This window comes from Pseudomonas sp. App30 (genome assembly GCF_047947025.1).
In the GTDB taxonomy this organism is placed as follows: domain Bacteria; phylum Pseudomonadota; class Gammaproteobacteria; order Pseudomonadales; family Pseudomonadaceae; genus Aquipseudomonas.
The window spans coordinates 5,447,472-5,470,787 of record NZ_CP133165.1 but is presented as its reverse complement, the minus strand read 5'-3'; the positions used below and the strand labels follow the sequence as shown (position 1 = coordinate 5,470,787).

General features: G+C 64.5%; 27 protein-coding genes and 1 tRNA gene. 14 read left to right on the top strand and 14 right to left on the bottom strand.

The window, feature by feature from the left end:
- Positions 1–250 precede the first annotated feature (250 nt).
- A complete protein-coding gene (locus RAM80_RS25165; protein ID WP_416423112.1) occupies positions 251–1,597 on the top strand; it encodes a class II 3-deoxy-7-phosphoheptulonate synthase in 1,347 nt (448 codons plus the stop codon).
- 7 nt (positions 1,598–1,604) lie between these two features.
- On the opposite strand, the gene RAM80_RS25160 is transcribed toward RAM80_RS25165, so the two are convergent.
- Positions 1,605–2,795: a winged helix-turn-helix domain-containing protein gene (locus tag RAM80_RS25160; protein ID WP_416423111.1), complete on the bottom strand. Its 1,191-nt coding sequence runs from the start codon at positions 2,793–2,795 to the stop codon at positions 1,605–1,607.
- A gap of 58 nt (positions 2,796–2,853) precedes the next feature.
- Positions 2,854–3,075 carry a DUF1127 domain-containing protein gene (locus RAM80_RS25155; protein WP_416427557.1) on the bottom strand — a complete coding sequence of 74 codons (222 nt, stop codon included), beginning with the start codon at positions 3,073–3,075 and terminating at the stop codon, positions 2,854–2,856.
- Between the two features lie 96 nt (positions 3,076–3,171).
- Between RAM80_RS25155 and RAM80_RS25150 the strand changes: the two genes are divergently transcribed.
- From RAM80_RS25150 to RAM80_RS25140, 3 genes are all read left to right on the top strand, one after another.
- A complete protein-coding gene (locus tag RAM80_RS25150; protein WP_416423110.1) occupies positions 3,172–4,026 on the top strand; it encodes a LysR family transcriptional regulator in 855 nt (284 codons plus the stop codon).
- Positions 4,027–4,157: 131 nt separating this feature from the next.
- Positions 4,158–4,631, top strand: coding sequence for a MarR family winged helix-turn-helix transcriptional regulator (locus RAM80_RS25145; protein WP_416423109.1), 474 nt, complete (start codon positions 4,158–4,160; stop codon positions 4,629–4,631).
- 126 nt (positions 4,632–4,757) lie between these two features.
- Positions 4,758–5,177 carry an organic hydroperoxide resistance protein gene (locus RAM80_RS25140; protein WP_416423108.1) on the top strand — a complete coding sequence of 140 codons (420 nt, stop codon included), beginning with the start codon at positions 4,758–4,760 and terminating at the stop codon, positions 5,175–5,177.
- A gap of 77 nt (positions 5,178–5,254) precedes the next feature.
- Here the strand turns inward: RAM80_RS25140 and RAM80_RS25135 are convergent, their stop codons facing one another.
- Together RAM80_RS25135 and earP are read right to left on the bottom strand one after the other, a co-directional pair.
- Positions 5,255–5,824 carry an elongation factor P gene (locus RAM80_RS25135; protein WP_008370499.1) on the bottom strand — a complete coding sequence of 190 codons (570 nt, stop codon included), beginning with the start codon at positions 5,822–5,824 and terminating at the stop codon, positions 5,255–5,257.
- Positions 5,825–5,871: 47 nt separating this feature from the next.
- Positions 5,872–7,005 carry an elongation factor P maturation arginine rhamnosyltransferase EarP gene (gene earP, locus RAM80_RS25130; protein WP_416423107.1) on the bottom strand — a complete coding sequence of 378 codons (1,134 nt, stop codon included), beginning with the start codon at positions 7,003–7,005 and terminating at the stop codon, positions 5,872–5,874.
- Positions 7,006–7,108: 103 nt separating this feature from the next.
- Between earP and RAM80_RS25125 the strand changes: the two genes are divergently transcribed.
- Complete coding sequence (locus RAM80_RS25125; protein ID WP_416423106.1) at positions 7,109–7,477, top strand: hypothetical protein; 369 nt, start codon at positions 7,109–7,111, stop codon at positions 7,475–7,477.
- Between the two features lies 1 nt (position 7,478).
- The gene (locus tag RAM80_RS25120; RefSeq protein ID WP_416423105.1) at positions 7,479–7,961 is read left to right on the top strand and encodes a GreA/GreB family elongation factor; all 483 of its coding nucleotides are present in this window, start codon (positions 7,479–7,481) and stop codon (positions 7,959–7,961) included.
- A 513-nt stretch (positions 7,962–8,474) separates the two neighbouring features.
- Here RAM80_RS25120 and RAM80_RS25115 read toward each other — a convergent pair.
- Complete coding sequence (locus RAM80_RS25115; protein WP_416423104.1) at positions 8,475–9,395, bottom strand: LysR family transcriptional regulator; 921 nt, start codon at positions 9,393–9,395, stop codon at positions 8,475–8,477.
- A gap of 124 nt (positions 9,396–9,519) precedes the next feature.
- Here RAM80_RS25115 and RAM80_RS25110 point away from each other — a divergent pair, with 124 nt between their 5' ends.
- Positions 9,520–10,269 (top strand): 3-oxoacyl-ACP reductase family protein, encoded by a 750-nt coding sequence (locus tag RAM80_RS25110; protein WP_416423103.1) that lies wholly within the window; start codon positions 9,520–9,522, stop codon positions 10,267–10,269.
- Here the strand turns inward: RAM80_RS25110 and RAM80_RS25105 are convergent.
- Positions 10,221–11,141, bottom strand: coding sequence for a LysR substrate-binding domain-containing protein (locus RAM80_RS25105; RefSeq protein WP_416423102.1), 921 nt, complete (start codon positions 11,139–11,141; stop codon positions 10,221–10,223). The genes RAM80_RS25110 and RAM80_RS25105 overlap by 49 nt on opposite strands.
- Before the next feature lie 105 nt (positions 11,142–11,246).
- Here RAM80_RS25105 and RAM80_RS25100 point away from each other — a divergent pair, with 105 nt between their 5' ends.
- Both RAM80_RS25100 and RAM80_RS25095 read left to right on the top strand, forming a co-directional pair.
- On the top strand, positions 11,247–12,446 hold the full coding sequence (locus tag RAM80_RS25100; RefSeq protein WP_416423101.1) for an MFS transporter: 1,200 nt from the start codon (positions 11,247–11,249) through the stop codon (positions 12,444–12,446).
- A 36-nt stretch (positions 12,447–12,482) separates the two neighbouring features.
- Positions 12,483–12,875 carry a hypothetical protein gene (locus RAM80_RS25095; RefSeq protein ID WP_416423100.1) on the top strand — a complete coding sequence of 131 codons (393 nt, stop codon included), beginning with the start codon at positions 12,483–12,485 and terminating at the stop codon, positions 12,873–12,875.
- 15 nt (positions 12,876–12,890) lie between these two features.
- Here RAM80_RS25095 and RAM80_RS25090 read toward each other — a convergent pair whose 3' ends face one another.
- Both RAM80_RS25090 and RAM80_RS25085 read right to left on the bottom strand, forming a co-directional pair.
- Positions 12,891–13,076: a DNA-binding protein gene (locus tag RAM80_RS25090; protein ID WP_416423099.1), complete on the bottom strand. Its 186-nt coding sequence runs from the start codon at positions 13,074–13,076 to the stop codon at positions 12,891–12,893.
- A gap of 132 nt (positions 13,077–13,208) precedes the next feature.
- A tRNA-Ser gene (locus RAM80_RS25085) sits at positions 13,209–13,298 on the bottom strand.
- 271 nt (positions 13,299–13,569) lie between these two features.
- On the opposite strand from RAM80_RS25085, the gene RAM80_RS25080 reads away from it, so the two are divergent.
- The 3 genes from RAM80_RS25080 to RAM80_RS25070 all read left to right on the top strand — a co-directional run bounded on the left by RAM80_RS25080 (position 13,570) and on the right by RAM80_RS25070 (position 16,177).
- Positions 13,570–14,265, top strand: a complete 696-nt coding sequence (locus tag RAM80_RS25080; RefSeq protein ID WP_416423098.1) for a crotonase/enoyl-CoA hydratase family protein — start codon at positions 13,570–13,572, stop codon at positions 14,263–14,265.
- A gap of 147 nt (positions 14,266–14,412) precedes the next feature.
- Positions 14,413–15,132, top strand: coding sequence for a lysophospholipid acyltransferase family protein (locus RAM80_RS25075; RefSeq protein WP_416423097.1), 720 nt, complete (start codon positions 14,413–14,415; stop codon positions 15,130–15,132).
- 73 nt (positions 15,133–15,205) lie between these two features.
- Positions 15,206–16,177: a magnesium and cobalt transport protein CorA gene (locus RAM80_RS25070; RefSeq protein ID WP_416423096.1), complete on the top strand. Its 972-nt coding sequence runs from the start codon at positions 15,206–15,208 to the stop codon at positions 16,175–16,177.
- 99 nt (positions 16,178–16,276) lie between these two features.
- Here RAM80_RS25070 and RAM80_RS25065 read toward each other — a convergent pair whose 3' ends face one another.
- Positions 16,277–16,990: an amidotransferase gene (locus tag RAM80_RS25065; RefSeq protein ID WP_416423095.1), complete on the bottom strand. Its 714-nt coding sequence runs from the start codon at positions 16,988–16,990 to the stop codon at positions 16,277–16,279.
- A gap of 609 nt (positions 16,991–17,599) precedes the next feature.
- Here RAM80_RS25065 and RAM80_RS25060 point away from each other — a divergent pair.
- Positions 17,600–18,016: a rhodanese-like domain-containing protein gene (locus RAM80_RS25060; protein WP_416423094.1), complete on the top strand. Its 417-nt coding sequence runs from the start codon at positions 17,600–17,602 to the stop codon at positions 18,014–18,016.
- 126 nt (positions 18,017–18,142) lie between these two features.
- On the opposite strand, the gene RAM80_RS25055 is transcribed toward RAM80_RS25060, so the two are convergent.
- From RAM80_RS25055 to RAM80_RS25045, 3 genes are read right to left on the bottom strand one after another with little or no spacing between them, the layout of a single operon-like run.
- Positions 18,143–18,940: a transglutaminase family protein gene (locus tag RAM80_RS25055; protein WP_416423093.1), complete on the bottom strand. Its 798-nt coding sequence runs from the start codon at positions 18,938–18,940 to the stop codon at positions 18,143–18,145.
- Entirely contained in the window at positions 18,937–19,887 is a 951-nt protein-coding gene (locus tag RAM80_RS25050) for an alpha-E domain-containing protein (protein ID WP_416423092.1), read from the bottom strand. Before RAM80_RS25050 ends, RAM80_RS25055 begins: the two co-directional genes overlap by 4 nt.
- A gap of 13 nt (positions 19,888–19,900) precedes the next feature.
- Entirely contained in the window at positions 19,901–21,310 is a 1,410-nt protein-coding gene (locus tag RAM80_RS25045) for a circularly permuted type 2 ATP-grasp protein (protein ID WP_416423091.1), read from the bottom strand.
- Positions 21,311–21,490: 180 nt separating this feature from the next.
- Between RAM80_RS25045 and RAM80_RS25040 the strand changes: the two genes are divergently transcribed.
- Positions 21,491–21,736: a hypothetical protein gene (locus RAM80_RS25040; protein ID WP_416423090.1), complete on the top strand. Its 246-nt coding sequence runs from the start codon at positions 21,491–21,493 to the stop codon at positions 21,734–21,736.
- Between the two features lie 639 nt (positions 21,737–22,375).
- Here the strand turns inward: RAM80_RS25040 and RAM80_RS25035 are convergent.
- A complete protein-coding gene (locus RAM80_RS25035; protein ID WP_416423089.1) occupies positions 22,376–22,717 on the bottom strand; it encodes a ribonuclease E inhibitor RraB in 342 nt (113 codons plus the stop codon).
- Between the two features lie 223 nt (positions 22,718–22,940).
- Positions 22,941–23,177 (bottom strand): hypothetical protein, encoded by a 237-nt coding sequence (locus tag RAM80_RS25030; RefSeq protein ID WP_416423088.1) that lies wholly within the window; start codon positions 23,175–23,177, stop codon positions 22,941–22,943.
- Positions 23,178–23,316 lie beyond the last annotated feature (139 nt).

Sequence of the window (23,316 nt, the reverse complement as noted above, 5' to 3'; positions counted from 1 at the left end):
GGCCAGCAGACGCTCGACGCGCTCACGGGTTACTTCGGGTTCGTTGTCTTGCACCACGGGCGCTCATCAAGCCTGGAAAAATGCGATTGTCGCATTTATTGGCCCAGCGCACACCGTAGCAGCGGCCCTTGTGGGAGCTGGCTTGCCAGCGAGCTGTTGAGCATTAAAAGCTCGCTGGCAAGCCAGCTCCCACAGGGCGTGACGGTGGTACCATCGACTCACCTATCAACACCTTGCATAAGAGCCTGTCATGAGCCTTCCGTGGAGCCCCGACAGCTGGCGCGCCTTGCCGATCCAGCAACAACCCTTCTACCCCGATGCCAGCCGCCTGGCCCACGTGGAGCAGACCCTGGCCAGCTACCCGCCGCTGGTGTTCGCCGGCGAGGCCCGCGAGCTGCGCCGGCAGTTCGCCGAGGTTACCCAGGGCCGCGCATTCCTGCTGCAGGGCGGCGACTGCGCGGAAAGCTTCGCCGAGTTCTCGGCGGCGAAGATCCGCGACACCTTCAAGGTGCTGCTGCAGATGGCCATTGTCATGACCTTTGCCGCCGGCTGCCCGGTGGTGAAGGTGGGGCGCATGGCCGGGCAGTTCGCCAAGCCGCGTTCGGCCAATGACGAAACCATCGACGGCGTCACCCTGCCCGCCTACCGCGGCGACATCGTCAACGGCATCGGCTTCGACGAGAAAAGCCGCACCCCCGACCCGGAGCGCCTGCTGCAGGCCTACCACCAGTCCACGGCCAGTCTCAACCTGCTGCGCGCCTTCGCCCAGGGCGGTTTCGCCGACCTGCACCAGGTGCACAAGTGGAACCTGGACTTCATCGCCGAATCGGCGCTGGCGCACAAATACCACCAGCTGGCCGACCGCATCGACGAAACCCTGGCGTTCATGCGTGCCTGCGGCCTGGACAGCGCGCCGCAACTGCGCGAAACCAGCTTCTTCACCGCCCACGAGGCGCTGCTGCTCAACTACGAAGAAGCCTTCGTGCGCCGTGACAGCCTGACCAACGACTACTACGACTGCTCGGCGCACATGCTCTGGATCGGCGACCGCACGCGCCAGCTCGACGGCGCCCACGTGGAGTTCCTGCGCGGGGTGAACAACCCCATCGGCGTCAAGGTCGGCCCGAGCATGCAGCCCGACGAACTGATCCGCCTGATCGACGCCCTCAACCCGGACAACGACCCCGGCCGCCTCAACCTGATCGCACGCATGGGCGCAGGCAAGGTCGCCGACCACCTGCCCCGCCTGTTGCGCACGGTGAAGGCCGAGGGCCGCCAGGTGCTGTGGAGTTCCGACCCCATGCATGGCAACACCATCAAGGCCAGCAGCGGCTACAAGACCCGTGACTTCGCGCAGATCCTCAGCGAGGTGAAGCAGTTCTTCCAGGCCCACGAGGCCGAGGGCACCTACGCCGGCGGCATCCATATCGAGATGACCGGGCAGAACGTCACCGAATGCATCGGCGGCGCGCGGCCGATCACCGAAGATGGCCTGTCGGACCGCTACCACACCCACTGCGACCCACGCATGAACGCCGACCAGTCGCTGGAACTGGCGTTCATGATTGCCGAGACGCTGAAGCAGGTCCGCCGCTAGGCCACGGCTACAGGAACGGGGCGTGGCGCTGGCACTCCAGGGTGACCGACGCCAGGCCCAGCCACCCCGCCATCGCTTTCAACTGCCCGGCCAGGGCCGCCAGGCCTTCGGCGTCCAGGCGCCCCTGTTCATCGTGCACCGCCAGCACGCGCAGCTCACCCGTGGCGCGTGCCGCCCGCACGTCCACCCGCGCCACGATCTGCTCGTTGTGCAGGAACGGCAGCACGTAATAGCCGTACACACGCTTGTGCGACGGCGTGTAGATCTCCAGCCGGTAGCGAAAATCGAACAGCCGCTCGGTGCGGTCGCGCTCCCACACCAGCGAATCGAAGGGCGACAGCAAGGCGCTGGCCGTGACCTGGCGCGGGATGCGCACCTGACGCAGCAGGTACGCCGGCTGTGACCAGCCCTCTACCGTGCAACGCTGCAGCTGGCGCTCTTCCACCAGCTCGGCCAGGCGCGCGCGAGTGTCGCCAGGCTCCAGGCGAAAGTAATCACGCAGGTCTTTCTCGGTGGCCACGCCCAAAGCGGTGGCCGCGTGCAGCAACAGCTGACGCTGGGCCTGGGCCAGATTGGGCGCAGGCGCTGCCAGCACCGCCGCCGGGATCACCCGTTCGGGCAAGTCATAAAGACGCTCGAAGCCACGCCGCCCAGCCACCGTCAGCTCGCCGGCGGCGAACAGCCATTCCAGCGCATGTTTTTCCGCGCTCCAGTCCCACCAGGGCCCGGCGCGCTCCTGGCGGGTGGACAGGCTGCCAGCGCCAAGGGCGCCCTGCTCGCGCACCGCCTCCAGCACCCGCGCCAGCACCGGCTTCTGCTCCAGGCCAAAGCGCGCCAGCTGCTTGTAGATGCCCCTGCCCTGGGCAGCCCTGGCCATGCGCCAGGCCATGGCCGGGTAAAGCTCCAGGGGCAGCAGCGAGGCTTCGTGGCCCCAGTATTCGAACAGCTTGCGCTGGCGCCCACGGCCCCAGGCCATGTCATCAAGCAGGCCGTGGGAGTAAGCGCCCAGGCGCGAAAACAGCGGCAGGTAATGCGAACGCACCACGGCGTTCACCGAGTCGATCTGCAGCACGCCCAGGCGCTGCACCATCTTCAGCAGGTGCCCAGGCGCCAGCGCCGTGCGCAACGGCCGCGGGGCGAACCCCTGAGCGGCCAGCGCGAGGCGCCGGGCCTGGGCAATGGACAATGAGTCGGGCATGCACCACTCCTTGTGAACCTGCCCTACGTTAGCCCTGGCACCGGCGCCTCGCCAGCGCTTATTTCTTCAGTGGATCATCCCAGAACGGCCGTTCGGTCTCGCGACTGACGTCGGCCCTGGACATGCCGATGTCCTTGAGCATGTCGTCACTCATGGCCGCCAGTTGCCGGCGCTCCCAGGCCAACTGCCGCCAGCGCCGCACACGCTGCAACAGGCCCTGGAACGACACGCCGTGGAACGGCACCCGCATCACCAGCACATAACCCTTTTGACCTTTCATCATCCGACCCTCCAGTTGGGGATGACTCAGTGTCGCGCCGGGCATATGATCAATCCAACGAATGTTTCTTATGCCTCGCATCTCGGAGATTGATGAATGTCCCAGTACCAGAGCATCGACTCAGAGGTGTTGCGCACCTTCGTCGCCATCGCCGATGAGGGCGGCTTTACCCGTGCCGGCGAGCGCGTCAACCGCACCCAGTCGGCGGTGAGCATGCAGATGAAACGCCTGGAGGAAGACATCCTCCAGCGCCAGCTGTTCGAGCGCGACGGCCGCCAGGTACGCCTGACCGCCGAAGGCCAGATCCTGCTGGGCTATGCGCGGCGCATCCTCAAGCTGCACAGCGAAGTGTTCACCACCCTGCGCGAGCCGCACATGGTCGGCACGGTGCGCATCGGCACGCCGGACGACTACGCCATGCGTTTCCTGCCCGGCATCCTCTCGCAATTCGCCCAGGCCTACCCGCTGGTGCAGGTGGAGGTGCATTGCGAAAGCTCGAAGCAACTGATGCAGCGCCAGGACCTGGACCTGACCATCGTCACCCGCGAGCCCGGCAGCGAGATTGGCCAGATGCTGCGCCACGAACGCTTCGTGTGGGCCCAGGCCATCGGCTTCAACCCCGTGGAGCAGAACCCCATCCCGCTGGCCATGTTCAACAACGACTGCTTCTGCCGCATCTGGGCCTGCAACGCCCTGGACGCGCGGCAAAAGCCCTACCGCATCGCCTACTCCAGCCCCAGCCTGGCGGCGATCATGGCAGTGGTCAGCGCCGGCCTTGCGGTGACCGCGCAGCTGCAGAGCCTGATTACCCCGGACCTGCGCATCCTCGGTGAAGCCGAGGGCCTGCCGCAGCTGCCCATGGCGAGCATTATGCTGCTGCGCAACGACAGCACGCAGAACGCGATCACCGACTGCCTGGCCGACCATATCGCCGAGGGCTTCAAGTTGTAATTTAACGAACTATGGGCGTGGTCCGTGGCTCAAACCTTTCAAGAAGCCGCCCATACGGCCATGATGAATTAGCTGGCGCGTTAAACACCTCGACGCTAAATTCGCCCGCTTCAATTGAATCAAGGATCAGCATGAACGCCGACCGCCCCACTTCCAGCGCTGCCGAAGGCCATTGCGACGATCTGCTGCTCGACAGCCAATTGTGCTTTGCCCTGTACTCCACCTCCCTGCTGATGACCAAGGTCTACAAACCGCTGTTGCAAGCCCTGGAGCTCACCTACCCGCAGTACCTGACCATGATGGTGCTGTGGGAAAAGGACGGTTTGACCGTGGGCGAAATCAGCACCCGGCTGCTGACCGACCCCGGTTCGCTGACCCCGCTGCTCAAGCGCCTGGAAGCCGAAGGCCTGCTCAGCCGCACCCGCAGCCGTGAAGACGAGCGCGTGGTGATCGTGCAACTCACCGACCAGGGCCGCGCCCTGCGCGAGAAGGCCAAGACCATCCCCGGCTGCATCCTGGCCGCCACCGGCGAGACCGTGGAACGCCTGAAAAAGCTGCAGGGCGACCTGCTGGAGCTGCGCGGCAACCTGCACGAAAGCCTCTGATTCCCGCCCACGGGTGCGCCGTTCGTCGTGCCCTTCGATTATTTATCTTGCGCGCAAACTATTAGCGCACTAATCTAACCCCGTACCCAGACAACACCCCCAAACATTCAGCCTTGAGGTGTCACCATGCAAACGCTCTATACCGCAACCGTAACTGCAACCGGTGGTCGTGATGGCCGCGCCGTGTCCAGCGACAACATCCTTGACGTGAAACTGGCCACCCCCAAGGCACTGGGCGGCGCCGGCGGCGAAGCCACCAACCCTGAGCAGCTGTTCGCCGCCGGCTACTCGGCCTGCTTCATCGGCGCGCTGAAATTCGTCGCCGGCCAGGCCAAGCGCGCCCTGCCCGCCGACACCCGCATCACTGCCGAAGTGGGCATCGGCCAGATCCCTGGCGGTTTCGGCCTGGACATCGACCTGCGCATCAGCCTGCCGGGCCTGGAACAAGCCGACGCCCAGGCGCTGGTAGACGCCGCCCACCTTGTGTGCCCGTACTCCAACGCCACCCGCGGCAACGTGGATGTACGCCTGCACGTGGCGGTGTAAGCCTGCGGCGCACAAATCCCAGGCACAAAAAAGCCCGACTCATGGTCGGGCTTTTTGTTACGCAGGAGGGGCCAGAATTACTTGGCGCGACCTTTGTACGAACCGCCTTCGCGGGTATCGATCTCGATCATGTCGCCGATCTCGATGAAGTCGGCAACGCTCAGCTCGGTGCCGTTCTTCAGTTTGGCAGGCTTCATGACCTTGCCGGAAGTGTCGCCACGAGCCGAACCTTCGGTGTAGTCGATCTGACGCACGATGGTGGTCGGCAGCTCAACGGAAACCAGGCGGCCTTCGAAGAATACGGCTTCGCAGACGTCGGTCATGCCTTCTTCAACGAATGGCAGTACCGATTCGATGTCTTCGGCGTTCAGCTCGTACATGGTGTAGTCAGTGGTGTCCATGAACGTGTAGGAGTCACCGCTGATGAAGGACAGGGTGGCTTCCTTGCGATCCAGGATCACGTCGTCCAGCTTGTCGTCGGCGCTGTAGACGGTTTCAGTCTTGTAGCCGGTCAGCAGGTTCTTCAGCTTGGTCTTCATGATCGCGCTGTTACGGCCCGACTTGGTGAATTCAGCTTTCTGAACCAGCCAAGGGTCGTTGTCGATACGGATCACGGTACCGGGTTTAAGCTCTTTACCAGTTTTCATTGCGAATATCCGAATTTGGATGGATTTACAAAAATCTAGGCCGCGTATCATATCCAATTTCGGTAAAACTGTACCAGCGCCGTCGCAAGATCAGGCTGAGCGGCCTGCTTTTCGCCCCATTGGCGGGCATTGGCGGCCAGCTCCGGCCAGTGTTCCAGCACCCGCCGCCAGCTGTCGGCCATGGCCAGGCCCTGGTTCCAGGCGCGCCACAGGTCGGTCAGCGCCTGCCCCGCCGCCGGGCTCAAGGCCTCTACATAGAGCGCCAGGAAGGCTTCGAGCTTCTCCCAGTGCGCGTACTCTTCCTGTTCATAGATGTGCCACAACAGCGGTTGCCCGGCCCATTGCGCGCGCACGAACGAGTCTTCGCCGCGCACGGCGTTGAAGTCGCAGCTCCACAGCAGCAGGTCGTATTGGTCCTGGCGGACGAACGGCACCACCTGCACGGTCAGGGCGCCACGACGATGCACGGCGCCCACCGCCAGCTCATCCACTGCCAGCCACGCCTGCACGTCCCCCAGCACACGGCCCTGGGGCACCAGCACGTGGGTGGGCGAGGCATCGGCGGCCATGGCGTCGAACCACCCGGCCAGGCTGGCGTTCTCGTAGGCAAACAACGACACCAGCCGGGCGCCTGGGGCCACCGTCACGCCCAGGCTGGCCAGGAACGCGCGACGCGCCTCGGGGTCGGCCTGGAACGCCTGGCGGCGCGCCAGCAAGCCGCTTTCACGCAACAACCCACCGGTTTTCTCGACAAAGCCGGGAAAGAAGAAATACTTCTGCAGGCGGTCCGGCTGCGGCGATGGCAGGCCATGGCAACCCGACACCCAGCCTTCGGCGCTAAGGTATTCCAGGTTCAGCCACAGCGCAGGTGCCGGGCGCGCTGCCATGGCCGCGCGATAGTCCGCCGGCAGTTTGCAGCCGAAGGCTTCGATGACCACGTCGGCGGCCTGCACGGCGGGCCACTGCTGCGGCCACTGGCAAATCTCCACGCCTTCGTGGCGCTGGCTGGCCAGGCTCGGCTGCACCGCCGGCCACAGCCGCTCGAACGATTTCAGGTCGTCGACCCACAGGCGCACGGCCACGTCATGTTCGGCGGCCAGCTGCCGGGCCAGGCGCCAGGTCACGCCGATGTCGCCGAAGTTGTCGACCACACAGCAGAAAATGTCCCAGGAGGCTTTCATGTTCGCTTCCATCACGCCCTCCGGGCAAAATCGGGCATTGTAGAGGCAAAGTCATCGCACGTGAGACAATCATAACCCTGCCCGCGCCGCCAGGAGGCCCGTCATGCCTTACCGTCCCAATCACCGCCAATTGCTCGTCACCCTCAACCCCGCGCAACTGGTGGGCTGCATTGCCCTGGGTATCTGGCTGGGGTTCCTGGCCATCGCCCTGACCACCTGGCTGGGCTACAAGCTGTTCTTCAACGCGCCGCTGGCCGTGGCCACCCCGGCGCCACCGCCGCCGGCCATGCGCGCCCCGGACGACAGCTCGGCCATGTTCGACCAGTACAAGGACAACCTGCGCCGCCAGGAACAGAGCCAGGGCGACGCGCAGAACCACAGCCAGGACCCCAAGTGCCAGTTCTGGCTGCAGCAGGACCGCACCGCCCCGACCGACAAGAGCCGCACCAATGTACTCAAGTTCTGCAACTGAAATGGACAAGCACGCCCTGCGGCAGCTGATCGTCGAACGCCTGGCGCAAGACTTCGACGTGCTGCAGCGCGCCGCCCAGACCGCCTACGAAACCGCGACCCACGAAGAGAACGTCGCCGAAAACAAATACGACACCCTGGGCCTGGAGGCTTCGTACCTGGCCACCGGGCAGGCGCGGCGCATGGAAGAAATCCGCCAGGCGCAGGGGCTGTACCAGCAGCTGACCCTGCGGGAATACGACGAACAGCGCGGCATCGAAGTCGGCGCGCTGGTGACCCTGGAAGCGAAGAACGGCCAGCTGCAATGGCTGTTCCTGGGGCCCGAGGCGGCTGGCCTGAAGATCACCCTGGACGGGCGCCTGGTCACCGTCATCACCCCGCGCTCGCCGCTGGGGCAGAGCCTGCTGGGCAAGCGCGAGGATGACGAGGTCAACATCACCGTGGCAGCCGTGCGCCAGGCCTATACCGTCATCCACGTCACATGACCCGTAGCAGCGGCCACCAGGCCGCGTCCCCAGGCGCCGCGCTTTTCCAGGTATACCGCGTTGGGGGCGGACGCAGCCTGCGGCAGCTGCTACGGGTCATCCACGTCGCATGACCCGTAGCAGCGGCCACCAGGCCGCGTCCCCAGCCACCGCGCTTTTCCAGGTATGCCGTGTTTGGGGCGGACGCAGCCTGCGGCAGCTGCTACGGGTCATCCACGTCGCATAACCCGTAGCAGCGGCCACCAGGCCGCGTCCCCAGCCACCGCGCTTTTCCAGGTATACCGCGTTGGGGGCGGACGCAGCCTACGGCAGCTGCTACGGGTCATCCACGCCGCATGACCCGTAGCAGCGGCCACCAGGCCGCGTCCCCAGGCGCCGCGCTTTTTCCATAGCCTGTGGGAGCGGGTTCTACCCGCGAAAAGAACCCTGCGCAATACCTGACACCCGGTGGCGTCCTTTTCGTGGGCAGAGCCCACTCCCACGCAAGGAAGGCAAGTGCAGGTACGGGAGCCGTCAGGCGGTGAAACGCTCGGCCAGGCGCTGGGCTGTGAACTGCTCCAGCAGATAATCGATGAACGCCCGGGTCTTGCCCGGCAGCAACTTGTGCTCGGCGTAGTACAGCCAGATATGCCCATCATCCACGTACCAGTCCGGCAGCACCCGCTGCAACGTCCCCGCCTGCAGGTACGGCACCGCGAACGGCATGCTCACCAGGGCAATGCCCAAATCCTGCTGCGCCGCCACGCACGCCGCGTCGGAATCGCTGAGGGTCATGCGCGCCGGCAAACGCAATTCTGCCTGCGCCTGCTGGCGCCCGGTCAACGGCCAACTGCGCACCCGCCCGGTCTGCGGCGAGCGGATCAGGATGCCGTCCTGCTGCTCCAGGTCTTCGGGGGTGCGCACCGGTCCGCGCCGCGCCAGGTAGCCGGCTGACGCCACCAGCACCCGATGGGCCGGCGCCAGCTTGCGCGCCACCACGCCCTGGGGCAGCTCGAACCCGCCGCCGATGGCGGCATCGAAGCCCTGGCCAATCAGATCGACCTGGCGGTTGTCGAAATGCCAGTCCGGGGCAATGTCCGGGTAACGGCGCAGGAACTCACCCAGCAGCGGCACCACGTACAGGCGCCCGAACACCGTGCCCATGCTGACCCGCAAGGTGCCCGCCGGCTGCCCCTGGGCACCGGCCAGGTTGGCCACGGCATTCTGGATCACCCCGAAGCTGGCGCTGACTTCCGCCAGGAAGCGCTGCCCCGCCTCGGTCAGGGTCAAGCGCCGGGTGCTGCGCTGGAACAGGCGCACGCCCATGCGCGCTTCCAGCCGCGCCACGTTCTTGCCCACCGCTGCGGGAGTCAGGTGCAGGCGCCGCGCCGCCTCGGCGAAGCTACCGGCTTCGGCGCTGCGGACAAAACACTCTATGCTGCTGAAGGTTTCCATGGCCGCCATTCGATACCGTTGGTTTACACAGCCTATCTCAACCATGGTCTACCGGCAGCATAATCAGCAGTCGATACTGAACCCATCAACCAAGGCATTCCGCCTTGGCAACTGGAGCACCCTCATGTCGAATCAAGCGAAACTCAGCGGCAAAGTGGCCTTGGTACAAGGCGGTTCCCGCGGCATCGGCGCCGCCATCGTCAAGCGCCTGGCCAGCGAAGGCGCTGCCGTGGCCTTCACCTACGTCAGCTCCCAGGCCCCAGCCCAGGCACTGGCAGACAGCATCACCGCCGAGGGCGGCAAGGCCCTGGCCATCAAGGCCGACAGCGCCGACGCCGACGCCATTCGCGGCGCCGTGGAACAGACCGTGCAAACCTTCGGTCGCCTGGACATCCTGGTCAACAACGCCGGCGTGCTGGCCCTCGGCCCATTGGCCGAGTTCAGCCTGGAAGACTTCGACCGCACCTACGCCGTCAACGTGCGCAGCGTGTTCATCGCCAGCCAGGCGGCTGCCAGGCACATGGGCGACGGCGGGCGCATCATCAACATCGGCAGCACCAACGCCGACCGCATGCCCTTTGAAGGCGGTGCCGCCTACGCCATGAGCAAATCGGCGCTGGTGGGCCTGGTGAAAGGCCTGGCCCGCGACCTCGGCCCGCGCGGCATCACCATCAACAACGTGCAGCCCGGCCCGGTGGACACCGACATGAACCCGGCCAACGGCGACTTCGCCGACATCATGCTGGGCTTCATGGCGGTGAAACGCTACGGCCATGCCGACGAGATCGCCAGCTTCGTCAGCTACCTGGCCGGCCCGGAAGCGGGCTACATCACCGGCGCCAGCCTGACCATCGACGGTGGCTTCGGCGCCTGATCGGCCAGGGTCTGTTCGAGCATCGCGACAAAGGCCTGGGCGGCCGGGGTCGGGGTGTTCGACCAGATGGCGTAGACGCGGCGCACCGGCGCATCGCTGATCGGCACCGCCACTACCCCTTCGAACCCCTGGGCCACGGCGGCAGGCACGAGCCCTACCGCCAGGCCACGGCGCACGAATTGCTCCACCAGGCGCATGTCGGTGATCTCGAACTGCACCCGGTGCGCCAGGTTGGCGGCCGCAAACGCCTCGTCCGTCTGCCGCCGCGCGCCGGTGCCCGCCGCAAAATCCACCAATGGCTGATCTGCCAACTGCGCCAACGGCAAGCGCTGCGCGGCCGCCAACGGATGCCCCGGCGCCAGCACCGCCACCAGCTCTTCATCCACCAACGCCCTGAGCGCCACCCCCTCCACCGGCGCACCCGGCCACACGCCGATCATGGCGACGTCCATGCGCCGCCCGCGCACCTCCTCCACCATCCATTCACTGCGGCCCACATTCAGGTGGATATCCACCTGGGGATATTGCTGGTGAAAGGCGGCGATGTGTTCCACCAGGTCCAGGCCGGTCAGCGACGAGATCATGCCCAGGCTTAACCGGCCGCGCACCTGGCCACAGGCTGCCGCCACGTCGTCGCCAATGCGCCGGGTGGCGTCCAGCGCCGCACGGGCGCTGCGCACGAACGCCTCGCCCGCCGGGGTCAACGCCACCCGCCGCGAGGTGCGCTCGAACAATTGCGCACCCAGCTGGCGCTCCAACCGCGCGATCTGATGGCTGAGCGCCGACTGCACCGTGTGGCAGCGCGCCGCCGCGCGGGTGAAGCTGCCTTCGTCGGCCACCGCCAGGGCGTATTCGATCTGCTTGAGGTTCATGGCACCCATCTCGTTTCACGATCATTTCGATGACAACAATACATTGGTGTCATGGATAGCCAGTACCGATACTTGCCCCGACTGCCACTGCCTTGGAAAGCCGCCATGTCTTCGCCCCGTGAAAAACCGTTGAGCAGCGCCCTGATCCTGCTGATGGCCATCGCCACCGGCCTTACAGTAGCCAGCAACTATTACGCCCAGCCGTTGCTGCACACCATTGCCCAGCACTTGGGCCTGAGCGCCGCCAGCGCCGGCACCATCGTCATCACCGCGCAGCTGAGTTACGGCGCCGGGCTGTTCCTGCTGGTGCCCCTGGGCGACCTGCTGGAGCAGCGCCGCCTGATCGTCACCATGACCCTGCTCAGCGCCGCCGGGCTGCTGATCAGCGCCTTCGCCCCCAACCTGCCGCTGCTGTTACTGGGCACTGCCATGACCGGGCTGTTCTCGGTGGTGGCCCAGGTGCTGGTGCCCATGGCCGCCAGCCTGGCGGCGCCCGAGCACCGCGGCCGGGTGGTGGGCACGCTGATGAGCGGCCTGCTGCTGGGCATCCTGCTGGCGCGCACGGCGGCCGGGCTGGTGTCTTCACTGGCCGACTGGCGCACCATCTACCTGCTGGCTGCCGCGTTGCTGAGCCTGTGCGCCATTGCCCTGGGGCTGTCGCTGCCGCGCCGGCAACAGTCGGCCGGGCTCAGCTACCCGCAACTGCTGGCCTCGGTGCTGACCCTGTTCGTGGAAGAACCGGTGCTGCGCCTGCGCGCCTGGCTGGGCCTGCTGTCGTTCTGCCTGTTCGGCCTGTTCTGGACACCCCTGGCGTTCCTGCTGGCCGCCCCGCCCTACGGCTATTCAGATGCCGCCATCGGCCTGTTCGGCCTGGCGGGTGCCGCCGGCGCCCTGGCTGCCAGCGCTGCCGGCCGCCTGGCCGACCGCGGCAAGGGCAACCTGGCCACCCTCATCGGCCTCGCCGCCCTGCTCGCGGCCTGGCTGCCCCTGGCACTCGCCGGGCACTCACTGTGGGCCCTGCTGGCCGGCGTGCTGATCCTCGACCTGGCCGTGCAGCTGACCCACGTCAGCAACCAGAACGCCGTCTACGCCCTGCGCCCCCAGGCGCGCAACCGCCTGAACGCCGGCTACATCACCTGCTACTTCATTGGCGGCGCCATGGGCTCGGCCCTCGGCACGCAATTGTTCAGCCGCTTCGGCTGGTCGGGCATTGTCACCGCAGGCGCCGCCATCAGCGTGCTGGCCCTCGGCCTGTGGCTGTGGCGCAGCAGCCCGAAATCGTCGCCTCTCGTCGCGCGACATTGACTTGCGTCAGCGTTGAGCTATTCCAAAGGTTTGAAAATGAATGCATTCAACCTGGAAATCCCCACCATGAAGCTGACAATAAAAGCCGGTGATTTCTTGCAGTGCGAAGGCGAGTACAGCAATGGATCGCTCACACTCAAGACTGCCAACCACCCTTCCCCCGGGGAACGGATCCCCCTCAACCGCATCAAGAACATCACCGTCGCCAACCACGAGGTCAACCGCAGCCTGGGCGGCGCCATCGGCTGGGGCTTCGCCGGCGCCCTGGTCGCCGGCCCCATCGGCCTGGTGGCGGGCCTGTGGCTGGGCGGCAAGGAAGAACAAGTGACGTTCATCGCCACCTTGAAGGACGGCCGCAAGCTGACGGCAGTGGCGGATAGCCGGACGTTTTCGAAGTTGAATGGGAGGCTGCAGGGGTTGCATGCGTGAAGTGGGGAGCCCCCGTCATTGAGAGGGGGGCTGACGGTCTGGGCGGTGGCGCTCAGTGGCACGTGCAATAGTCTCCAGCGCCATCGCAATAAAAGCAGGATCATCTCCCGCCTCGTTGACACAGGCGTCCAGATAGAGAGCCATATCCACCTCGGACGCGAGATACTCGGCCGAGTCCCAAGGAGTAAAGATTTCAGACATCGACACGGTTCCCTTCAGACTTTTCGCGGCAGACCGTAGAGCAACAACCGCCCGCATTCAATCCTGAGAAACATGCACAAACAAAAAACCCCTGAAACGTTGCCGTTTCAGGGGTCTCTTGCGTATCGAATATGGCGGTGAAGAAGGGATTCGAACCCTTGATACAGTTTCCTGTATACACACTTTCCAGGCGTGCTCCTTCAGCCACTCGGACACTTCACCGTTTTCTCTTCAAACATGTTCTGTCTGTCGAGGCGCGCTAATGTAGTCGAAAGCTTTTCTAATGGCAAACATTTTTTTCAATTTTTTCATGCAGTTATGCCGATCCCGGGAAAATGGCCTGTGTTCGGGGCAAACCGGCCATGGCGGGCGGGGGTTGCCCGGCCGGTGCGGGTAGCGGCGGCAAGCGTGACTGGTGGGTCAGTCACGGCGCTTTACCTGGCCCTGCGGGCTGGGTAACGTCAGCGGCAAAACCCTAACAAGGAACACCGTCATGAGCGAGTTGATCGATTACCACCTGGAAGATGGCATTGCCACGCTGACGCTGAGCAACGGCAAGGTCAACGCGATTTCCCCGGAGGTCATCGCCGCCTTCAATGCAGCGCTGGACCGTGCCGAGCAGGATCGCGCCGTGGTCATCATCACCGGCCAGCCTGGCATCCTGAGCGGCGGCTATGACCTCAAGGTCATGACCGCCGGCCCGCAACAGGCCATCGGCCTGGTCACGTCGGGCTCGACCCTGGCGCGCCGGTTGCTGTCGCACCCCTTCCCCGTCGTCGTCGCCTGCCCGGGCCATGCCGTGGCCAAGGGTGCGTTCCTGCTGCTGTCGGTGGATTACCGCATCGGCGTCGAGGGGCCGTTCAGCATTGGCTTGAACGAGGTGCAGATCGGCATGACCATGCACCACGCCGGCATCGAGCTGGCCCGTGACCGCCTGGGCAAGGCGGCTTTCCACCGCTCGGTGATCAATGGCGAGATGTTCACGCCCAAGACGGCCGTGGACGCAGGCTTCCTCGACGTGGTGGTGCCGGCCGAGCAATTGCGCGAGCAGGCGCTGGCGGCGGCGCAGCAGTTGAAGAAGATCAACATGAGCGCCCATCGCAAGACCAAGCTCAAGGTACGCAAGGCGCTGCTGGAGTTGCTGGACGACGCGATCATCCGCGACCAGGAGCATTCGGTTACGGCGTGAGGTTGAGGTGTGGCCGGACGCGGCCTTGCGGCCGCTGCTACGCTGTAGCAGCGGCCGCAGGCCGCGTCAGGGCTATCCATATAGTTAATTGATCCAACCGCAGCCCCGCCCTTAAACTCCAGCGCTCTGCCAAAGGTGAGTCGCTGGATGCTTTTTATCGTTCGCATGTTTCTGATGGGGCTGCATTTCCTTGCAGTGGGTGGCGTGGGCCTGGTGATAGGGCTGTGCCGCCCCTTTCATCCCGACAACAGCCGGGTGTTCGCCCGCCTGTATTCGCGACCGGCCCTCAAGATCCTTGGGGTCGACCTGGACGCCCAGGTGGGCCCGCTGTTCGACCAGCCGCCCGGCTGCGTGATCATCGCCAACCACCAGTCCAACTACGACCTGTTCATGCTCGGCAAGGTGGTGCCACGCCGCACGGTGTGCATCGGCAAGAAGAGCCTGAAGTGGGTACCGTTCTTCGGCCAGCTGTTCTGGTTGGGCGGCAACGTGCTGATCAACCGCGGCAACGCCTACCAGGCGCGCCGCGCGCTGCAGACCACCACCCGCACCCTGCAGCGCGACACGTCGATCTGGGTGTTCCCCGAAGGCACGCGCAACGCCAGCAACGACCTGCTGCCGTTCAAGAAAGGCGCGTTCCAGATGGCCATCGACGCCGGCGTGCCCATCGTGCCGCTGTGCGTGAGCCGCTACACCCGCAGCGTGCGCCTGAACCGCTGGCGCGCCGGGCGCATTGCCGTGCGCTCGCTGCCGGCCATTTCCACCCAGGGGCTGACCAGCAAGGACATCCCGGAACTGATGCGCCAGTGCCGCGAGCAGATGCAGCAGTGCATCGACGGCCTCGACCAGGACGTGCGAAGCGCTTGAACCCCGCGCCGCTTGCCGACTCTCAACACTGAGGCCAAGCTGCATTCACTGCCACCAGAACAAGAGCCAAACCATGGGTCGAGTCGTTGCCGCGGCGGTCTACAGCGCCGGGAAGAAAGTCGTTGATATCAGCCTTGATCAAGGCGCTGCCTGGGCCAAGAAGCCCGGGCACTTCGTGTGGATCGGGCTGGAACAGCCCAATGCCGCGGAACTGGCCAACCTGCAGCGCCAGTTCGGCCTGCACGAACTGGCCATAGAAGACGCGCTGGAAAAACACAGCCGGCCGAAGCTGGAAACCTTCGGCGACGCGCTGTTCATCGTCACCTATTCGCCGGTGCGCCAGGACGGCAAGCTGGAGTTCATCGAAACCCACATTTTTGCCGGCAAGGGGTACATCATTACCGCCCGCAACGGCCACTCGGCGTCGTACTCGCTGGTGCGCCAGCGCTGCGAGGCGCGGCCGTTGCTGCTGGAGCACGGCGAGGACTTCGTGCTGTATGCCCTGCTGGACTTCGTCACCGAGAACTACCAGCCGGTGAGCGAGGCCATCCACGCCGAGATCGAGCAGATCGAGGCCGCGGTGCTCGCCGACTGCCTGCGCGAGGCCGACGTGCAGCGCCTGCACAGCCTGCGTCGGGAGCTACTGCGCCTGCGCCGCTACGTGGCGCCCATGGTGGAGATCAGCGAAGAACTGCAGCGCCTGGACTTCCCGTTCATCGACCGGAACATGCGCCCTTATTTCCGCGACGTGGAGATCCATGTGACGCGGCAGATGGAAGACCTGGGCACCATGCGCGACATCGCCAGCCAGACCATCGAGGTGGGCATGCTGCTGGAGTCGTCGCGGCAAAGCATCGTGCAGCGCAAGTTCGCCGCCTGGGCGGCCATCCTGGCGTTTCCCACGGCGGTGGCGGGCATCTACGGAATGAACTTCCAGAACATGCCGGAGCTGCACTGGCAGTACGGCTACTTCGTGGTGCTGGGGGCGATTGCGGTGGGGTGTGGGGCGTTGTACGCCAGCTTCAAGCGCTCCGGCTGGTTGTAACAAAACACTCGATCATGTGGGAGCTGGCTTGCCAGCGAGCTGTTGAGGCCCTAAAAGCTCGCTGGCAAGCCAGCTCCCACACACAGCGTCACAGCGACGTTAGCGGCCCTGCGCGACGAAGCGCATCATCCATTCGCCTACCAGAGTGCCCTGGTGTTCGCGCGCCAGGCTGGCCACGGCCTTGCCGTGCACTGCTTCACCCAGGCTCTGCACGCGCAGGTCCAGCAGCGCGCGAGAATAGTCATGCATGAACTCCGGGTGGCCCTGGAAGCACAGCACCTGATCACCGATGTGGTAAGCGGCGTTCGGGCAGAACGCGCTGGACGCCACCACCGTGGCGCCTTCGGGCAGCGCGGTGACCTGGTCCTGGTGGCTGATCAGCAGCGCCAGCTCGCTGGCGGGTGGGCTCATCCACTCGGCAGTGGTGTCCACCTGGTAGTCATGCACGCCCACGCCCCAGCCCTGGTTGGCCCGCTCGGCACGGCCGCCCAGCAGCAGCGCCAGCAGTTGGTGGCCGAAGCACACGCCCAGCAGCTTGTCACCGCGCTTGTAGCGCTCCAGCAGGAAGGTCTTGAGGGTCTGGATCCAGGGGTCGGTGCCGAAGGAGTCGGCCTTGCTGCCGGTGACCAGGTAGGCATCGAACACCTCGCCCTCGGGCGGGTACTCGCCGTTCAGCACGTTATAGATGGAAAACTGCGCGGCAACGGGCTGGCGCGCGAACAGCTGTTCGAACATCCGGCCGTAGCCCTGGTATTGCTCGACCAGCTCAGGCCGCAGGACATCGGTTTCCAGGATGCAGATGCGTAACGACATAGAAAGAATACCCGACACGATTAGAGGCAACAGTGCACGGCGCTGAGACTGCGCGAATCGACGCGGCCTTGCAAGACCATGAAGGCTGATCACCGCGCTTTTTGTACCGTTGGGCGGCGCCTGACGAACGGTGCAAGGCCGACAAAGCTGACTTCAGAGGCAGGCAGCCTCTCTAGCATGGGTATCAAGCAGATGTTCAGGCCACTGCTAGACAAATTGGCGATTATTTATCGAATAAGCCAGACCAAAGCGTTCTAAGCCACAGGCTTCCCGGGCCCTACTGTTAGAAATATCGCTTCAGCTGCCCGAGGCCTTTTTCGAGCACGCCAGGCGATCGCGGTAAAGGTGCACGTCTTCGCCCGGCCCAAAGGCCCGCAGTCGGCGCAAAGGAAGAATAACAAGAAGGCAGCCAACCATGTTCAAACACGACAAAGTACGCCAGGCGGGCATTATCGTCGCCATCACCACCCTGCTACTCATCCTCCCCAACCTCACCCGGTTGTTCGGCTGAACACAACCGACCGGTTGCCGAATAAAATTTGCCACCCGTTGCTACCGGGCGCTGCGCATCTGTGCCAATCTTCAGGTTGAATTCCTGGAGATTGGCCCATGCGCAGATGGATTGCCCCCTTTTCCCTTTCACTGCTGATCAGCACCCAGGCCCACGCCTACGTCGACATTGACGAGGCGGTGGACCAGATCGGAAACGGCGTGATGATTCTCGATGTGCGCACCGATGACCAGTATTCCGCTGGCCACATCAATAATGCGCTGCAAGTCGACATGTCGCTGCGCCCACTCTCCTCCAGCGACACCGACGCGCGCGGCCTGGCCTACCAGCTGGGCAAGGCGATCCAGAACAAGGCCCAGGTCGTGGTGCTGTACAGCGACACCGACGCGAACGCCAACAAGGCGGAAGCGGCACTGAAGAAAGCCGGGTTCCTGGCCATCGTCAACGGCGGCAATTACATGGACTTGAACTCGGCGCTGTTCCGGCTGTGCCAGAAGGACAGTTTCTACTGCTGACGCGGGCGGGATCAGCGGAATGGGCGTAGCCGCTGCCGTAGGCTGCGCTGGGCCTGGACCTCGCTGGAAATTTCCAGTGTACCCAGGGGCCAGCGCAGCCTGACGGCAGCGGCTACGGGGCGCGGGTTACTGCACCTGCACTTGCACCGTCGGCGTCACGTGGACCTTGGCGTGCATCTGTTCGAAGCCACCACCCCGGCGCATGCCGCGCACCGGGCAGGCGTCCAGGTAGTCCAGGCCCACGGCCAGCTTCAGGTGGCGCTCGGGGCGCGCCAGCTGGTTGGTCACGTCGAAACTGTACCAGGCGTCGTCCAGCCAGGCTTCGGCCCAGGCGTGGCTGGCCAGGTGCTCGCTGTCCCCACTGAACAGGTACCCCGACACATAACGCGCCGGCACGCCCAGGCTGCGGGCGCAGGCCAGGAACGCGTGGGTGTGGTCCTGGCACACGCCGGCACGGGCGGCGAAGGCCTGGGCGGCGCTGGTGTCCACCTCGGTGGCGCCGGGGCTGTAGGTGATATGCTGGTTCAGCGCCTGCATCAGGTCGATCAGCGCCGTACGGTCAGTACGCTGCCCGCATTCTTTCGCGGCGAACGTACGTAGCGCCTCGTCGGCCTCGGTCAGGCGGGTAAAGCGGCGGAACGGCAATGGCGACTGCGATTCGTGCTCGGCCTCGCGGGTCTCGTCGATGTCGACCTGGCCGCGGGCGCCGATGATGATGTCGTGGTGCGGCTCGTCCAGGGTCAGTACGTGGAGGATGTTGCCGAACGGGTCGATCTGCGCGCGCACATGGCGTGGCAGGTCCAGCTGCCAGCTGAGCACGTGCTGGCGCTCGCTGTCGTGGGGCGTCAGGCGCAGGTACTGGATGCTGGCGCGCACTTCGTCATCGTAGTGGTAGGCGGTCTCGTGGCTGATGGAGAGTCTCATACTGCCTCCAGGTAGGAACTGTGAATGGCGTTGCCCAACTGTGCCACCAGCGGGATGAATTCGGTGAGCCAGGCATGCAGGCCCTCGTCGAGGATCTCGCCGATGCCGGTGTAGCGCAGGCGCGCGTCCAGCTCGGCGGCCAGGCGCTGGGCCGGGCGGCCGTTGAGGCCGGGCAGCGAGGCCAGGATCTGGTCGATTTCCTCGGTGCAAGCGCGCAGCGAGCGCGGCACGTCGGCGCGCAGCAGCAACATCTCCGCCACGTTGTTGGCCGAGGGCGCGTCGCGGTAGATCTCGGTGTAAGCCTCGAACGACGACAACGCCCGCAGCAGCGCGCTCCACTGGTAGTAACTGCGCGCCGAGCTTTCGTCCACCAGTTCGGCCTCGTCGCCCAGCATCTCGTAGCGCGCGTCCACCAGGCGCAGGGTGTTGTCGGCGCGCTCGATGAAGGTGCCCAGGCGAATGAAGCGGAACGCGTCATTGCGCATGATGGTGCCGTAGGTGGCGCCACGGAACAGGTGCGAACGCTCCTTGATCCACTCGCAGAAGCGGCTCAGGCCGTAGCGCCCCAGGCCCTGCTCGGCGATGCCGCGAATCTCCAGCCAGGTGGCGTTGATGTTTTCCCACATGTCGGCGGTGATGCGCCCACGCACCGCGTGGGCACTGGCGCGGGCGGCGCCCAGGCAGCTGTAGAGGCTGGCCGGGTTGCTGGCGTCCAGGGCGAAGAAGTGCAGCAGGCGCTCGGCGTGCAGCTTGCCGTGGCGCTCCAGGTAGTCGTCGAGGGTGCCGGTGATCAACAGCGGCATGGCCATTTCTTCAAGACCGTCGCCACGGCCATCCTGGGGCATCAGCGACAGCGAATAGCTGACTTCGAGCATGCGCGCCAGGTTCTCCGCGCGCTCCAGGTAACGTGACATCCAATACAGATCAGAGGCAGTTCTACTCAGCATTTGGCAGGCATCCTTAATCCTCGACCACCCAGGTGTCCTTGGTTCCGCCACCCTGTGACGAGTTGACCACCAGCGAGCCCTCGCGCAGCGCCACGCGGGTCAACCCGCCGGGTACCACACGGGTTTCGCGGCCGGCCAGGACGAACGGGCGCAGGTCGATATGGCGCGGGGCAATGCCGTTCTCGACGAAGGTCGGGCAGGTCGACAACGACAGCGTCGGCTGCGCGATGTAGGCATGGGGCCGCGCCTTGAGGCGGGCACGGAAGTTCTCGATCTCGGCCGCGCTGGCGGCAGGGCCCACCAGCATGCCGTAGCCGCCCGACCCCTGGGTCTCCTTGACCACCAGGTCGGGCAGGTTGGCCAGCACGTGGGACAGTTCCTTGGGGTTGCGACACTGCCACGTCGGCACGTTCTTGAGGATCGGCTCCTCGTCCAGGTAGAAACGGATCATGTCGGTGACGTAGGGGTATACCGACTTGTCGTCCGCCACGCCGGTGCCGATGGCGTTGGCCAGCACCACGTTGCCCGAGCGGTATGCCGCCAGCAGGCCGGGCACGCCCAGCATCGATTCGGGGTTGAACGCCAGCGGGTCGAGGAAGGCATCGTCGAGGCGGCGGTAGATCACGTCCACGGCCTTGGGGCCGTCGGTGGTGCGCATGAACACGCGGTCGTCGCGCACGAACAGGTCGGCGCCCTCCACCAGTTCCACGCCCATCTCGCGGGCCAGGAACGCATGCTCGAAGAACGCACTGTTGAAGCGCCCGGGGGTCAGCACCACCACGCTGGGGTTGTCCAGGTGGCTGGAGCTTTTCAGGGTGTCCAGCAGCATGCTCGGGTAATGGTCGATGGGGGCGATGCGCTGGGCCGCGAACAGCTCGGGGAACAGGCGCATCATCATCTTGCGGTCTTCGAGCATGTAGCTCACGCCGCTGGGCGTGCGCAGGTTGTCTTCCAGCACGTAGTAGCTGCCATCGCCGTCGCGCACCAGGTCGACGCCGGAAATGTGCGAGTAGATGTCACGGTGCAGGTTCAGGCCCTGCATCGCCAGCTGGTACTGCTCGTTGGCCAGCACCTGTTCGGCGGGGATGATGCCGGCCTTGATGATGCGCTGGTCGTGGTACAGGTCGGCCAGGAACATGTTCAGTGCCTTGACCCGCTGGATACAGCCGCGCTCCACCACCCGCCACTCGCTGGCCGGGATACTGCGCGGAATGGTATCGAACGGAATCAGCCGCTCGGTGCCCTGCTCGTCGCCATAGAGCGTGAAAGTGATGCCAGCCCGGTGGAACAGCAGATCGGCTTCCCGGCGCCGTTGGGCCAGGAGCTCTTCGGGGGTGTCGGCCAGCCAGCGCGCGAACTCCCGGTAATGCGGGCGGACCACGCCGCCGGCATCGTACATCTCATCATAAAAGGTGCGGATCATGCCGTACTCCTTGTCACCCGGACACCAAGCCCATCGCAAGGCTCGTGCCAGCGGCAGAAACGCTTAAATAACAACAGGTTGGATAACGCCCGATTCGCGCTCGCACCATTCCTGTGCGTCATTGACCCCAACCCGTCCCCGGACGCTTCATTGCGAAGCGGTAGTTCAAGGCTAATTGCTATGACCAGCATAGCCAGAGATGATTTCGGCAACGCTGCGCCAGACAGTTTTTTTAATGAATATTCCATCCGCCGCAAATCGTTTTTGATCTTGAAGCTCTTGATCTTGATCTGGCTCGTGATCTGGCTTTTGATTTTGATCTTGGCCCCGTTAAGCGCCCGGGCCGACTGGAGGCGTCGACCAGGCGGCAGCCCGCAGGGCCCTTCGGCGCAGCCGAAGGAAACGGCAGCCCGCCCGCTTTGTTAGCGGGGGCCGTTTTGCCGCCTGGGCGACGCCGGAAGGAGGGGACCCGTAGCGCAGCGGAGGGCCCAAGCAGGGGCGAGCCCTTTTTGGTGACTTTTTGGGGCGACTGCCAAAAAGTTACTCGGCGTAAGGCCGAAACGGTCGGTGGTCTCACCGCGAAAATGGATATGTCCAGAACCGTCAGAAGCAGGATCCGACAATCATGAACATATCCATTATCACGGGTGATGCCGAATCACGTTTCCGCCCTTACGGCGGCTCACTTTTTGTCAAACGCCACAAAAAGTAAGCAAAAAAGGCTTGCCCCTGCTTGGGCCCTCCGCTTCGCTACGGGTCCCCTCCTTCCGGCGCCGCTCAACGGGCAGACGGCACCCGCTATAGAAGCCTGCGGGTTACCGTCTCTTCGGCCTGCGGCCTCGGCCCTTCGGGCAGCCCGTTGATCGACGCCTCCAGTCGGCCCGGGCGCTTTACGGGGCATACAATCAAGATCAAAAGCCAGATCAAAAGCCAAGTCAAAAGCCAAGTCAAAAGCCAGATCAAGATCACGAGCCAGGGCAGCAGCAATAACTGGAGGTATTGTGGATGGCCTGCAAACTAAAACGGCCAGCCCATGGGCCAGCCGTCATGTACTGCGGGGGTCAGTCAAGCCTGCAGGCGCTGCACCTGATGCTTCACACCCCACCCTTCTATCTCCCCGCCCAGCGGTTCGATCACGGCTTCGAAGTCCTGCTCGAACTCGCCGATGCCGCCATAGGTGGCGAACATCACCTTGCTCAACTCCAGGTACCAGGCCCCATCGTCACGTTCGCTGACCTGGGCATTGAGTGACTCGCCCTGGAACTTGCCCGCTGCCGTGCGCGCACGCTTTTCGTCCGGGAACACGGCATAGAACTCGATGGGATGGATGCTGGCAAAATCGAAGCCGCCTTCCTTCATGCGGCGCAGCACGTGGGTGCTGATGTCTTCTTGATAGGCTGTGCTCATGAATCGTCCTCCTCATCATTGATGGATAGACTTTCAGTACTTCCAGGACCTCCGTTGGCAGAAAAACGACTGCAATGGGACTACGCGACTCAAGGGTCACCCGGAAACAAGCATGGAGCTGACAACAAGACGAGGGCACGGCCAAAGGGGGCAGGCCGCTCTCGATTGCAGAGTAGCGCGAAGGCGGCGCCTGTGCCAGAGGGTCAGGCGCACCAATTGCGGATCAGTCGACTGGCGTCACAGAAACGATTTCCATGGCATTCATCTCCTTGAGCGCCTTGGCCGCCGGTTCCGCGGCACGATTATCAAAATCATTGAGGTCGGCCTTTTCCAGCACCGGGCGGTAATAGGCACGTACATGCCTGGCCGCCTCGTCCTTGTCGGGACGTTCCTGCGCATCGACCTGCAGGTTCAACTGCTGGCCATGTTCATCGATAAACGTGATTTGCCACTTTTTCATCTAGATCTCCTCGGCAGAACGGAGTCGACGACACAAGGCTTGCGCCTTACTTCACTTGACCGGCCAGGGCCGGCATCGTTCCGGCCGGGTGCCCGCCAGCGGCAATGATTCATTTAGATAACACCTTGGCGGGCAGACG

Bases quoted from the DNA above. Each gene is read 5' to 3' on its own strand.
- RAM80_RS25165 (WP_416423112.1), top strand. From the start codon at position 251: ATGAGCCTTCCGTGGAGCCCCGACAGCTGGCGCGCCTTGCCGATCCAG.
- RAM80_RS25160 (WP_416423111.1), bottom strand. From the start codon at position 2,795: ATGCCCGACTCATTGTCCATTGCCCAGGCCCGGCGCCTCGCGCTGGCC.
- RAM80_RS25155 (WP_416427557.1), bottom strand. From the start codon at position 3,075: ATGAAAGGTCAAAAGGGTTATGTGCTGGTGATGCGGGTGCCGTTCCAC.
- RAM80_RS25150 (WP_416423110.1), top strand. From the start codon at position 3,172: ATGTCCCAGTACCAGAGCATCGACTCAGAGGTGTTGCGCACCTTCGTC.
- RAM80_RS25145 (WP_416423109.1), top strand. From the start codon at position 4,158: ATGAACGCCGACCGCCCCACTTCCAGCGCTGCCGAAGGCCATTGCGAC.
- RAM80_RS25140 (WP_416423108.1), top strand. From the start codon at position 4,758: ATGCAAACGCTCTATACCGCAACCGTAACTGCAACCGGTGGTCGTGAT.
- RAM80_RS25135 (WP_008370499.1), bottom strand. From the start codon at position 5,824: ATGAAAACTGGTAAAGAGCTTAAACCCGGTACCGTGATCCGTATCGAC.
- earP (WP_416423107.1), bottom strand. From the start codon at position 7,005: ATGAAAGCCTCCTGGGACATTTTCTGCTGTGTGGTCGACAACTTCGGC.
- RAM80_RS25125 (WP_416423106.1), top strand. From the start codon at position 7,109: ATGCCTTACCGTCCCAATCACCGCCAATTGCTCGTCACCCTCAACCCC.
- RAM80_RS25120 (WP_416423105.1), top strand. From the start codon at position 7,479: ATGGACAAGCACGCCCTGCGGCAGCTGATCGTCGAACGCCTGGCGCAA.
- RAM80_RS25115 (WP_416423104.1), bottom strand. From the start codon at position 9,395: ATGGAAACCTTCAGCAGCATAGAGTGTTTTGTCCGCAGCGCCGAAGCC.
- RAM80_RS25110 (WP_416423103.1), top strand. From the start codon at position 9,520: ATGTCGAATCAAGCGAAACTCAGCGGCAAAGTGGCCTTGGTACAAGGC.
- RAM80_RS25105 (WP_416423102.1), bottom strand. From the start codon at position 11,141: ATGAACCTCAAGCAGATCGAATACGCCCTGGCGGTGGCCGACGAAGGC.
- RAM80_RS25100 (WP_416423101.1), top strand. From the start codon at position 11,247: ATGTCTTCGCCCCGTGAAAAACCGTTGAGCAGCGCCCTGATCCTGCTG.
- RAM80_RS25095 (WP_416423100.1), top strand. From the start codon at position 12,483: ATGAATGCATTCAACCTGGAAATCCCCACCATGAAGCTGACAATAAAA.
- RAM80_RS25090 (WP_416423099.1), bottom strand. From the start codon at position 13,076: ATGTCTGAAATCTTTACTCCTTGGGACTCGGCCGAGTATCTCGCGTCC.
- RAM80_RS25080 (WP_416423098.1), top strand. From the start codon at position 13,570: ATGAGCGAGTTGATCGATTACCACCTGGAAGATGGCATTGCCACGCTG.
- RAM80_RS25075 (WP_416423097.1), top strand. From the start codon at position 14,413: ATGCTTTTTATCGTTCGCATGTTTCTGATGGGGCTGCATTTCCTTGCA.
- RAM80_RS25070 (WP_416423096.1), top strand. From the start codon at position 15,206: ATGGGTCGAGTCGTTGCCGCGGCGGTCTACAGCGCCGGGAAGAAAGTC.
- RAM80_RS25065 (WP_416423095.1), bottom strand. From the start codon at position 16,990: ATGTCGTTACGCATCTGCATCCTGGAAACCGATGTCCTGCGGCCTGAG.
- RAM80_RS25060 (WP_416423094.1), top strand. From the start codon at position 17,600: ATGCGCAGATGGATTGCCCCCTTTTCCCTTTCACTGCTGATCAGCACC.
- RAM80_RS25055 (WP_416423093.1), bottom strand. From the start codon at position 18,940: ATGAGACTCTCCATCAGCCACGAGACCGCCTACCACTACGATGACGAA.
- RAM80_RS25050 (WP_416423092.1), bottom strand. From the start codon at position 19,887: ATGCTGAGTAGAACTGCCTCTGATCTGTATTGGATGTCACGTTACCTG.
- RAM80_RS25045 (WP_416423091.1), bottom strand. From the start codon at position 21,310: ATGATCCGCACCTTTTATGATGAGATGTACGATGCCGGCGGCGTGGTC.
- RAM80_RS25040 (WP_416423090.1), top strand. From the start codon at position 21,491: ATGACCAGCATAGCCAGAGATGATTTCGGCAACGCTGCGCCAGACAGT.
- RAM80_RS25035 (WP_416423089.1), bottom strand. From the start codon at position 22,717: ATGAGCACAGCCTATCAAGAAGACATCAGCACCCACGTGCTGCGCCGC.
- RAM80_RS25030 (WP_416423088.1), bottom strand. From the start codon at position 23,177: ATGAAAAAGTGGCAAATCACGTTTATCGATGAACATGGCCAGCAGTTG.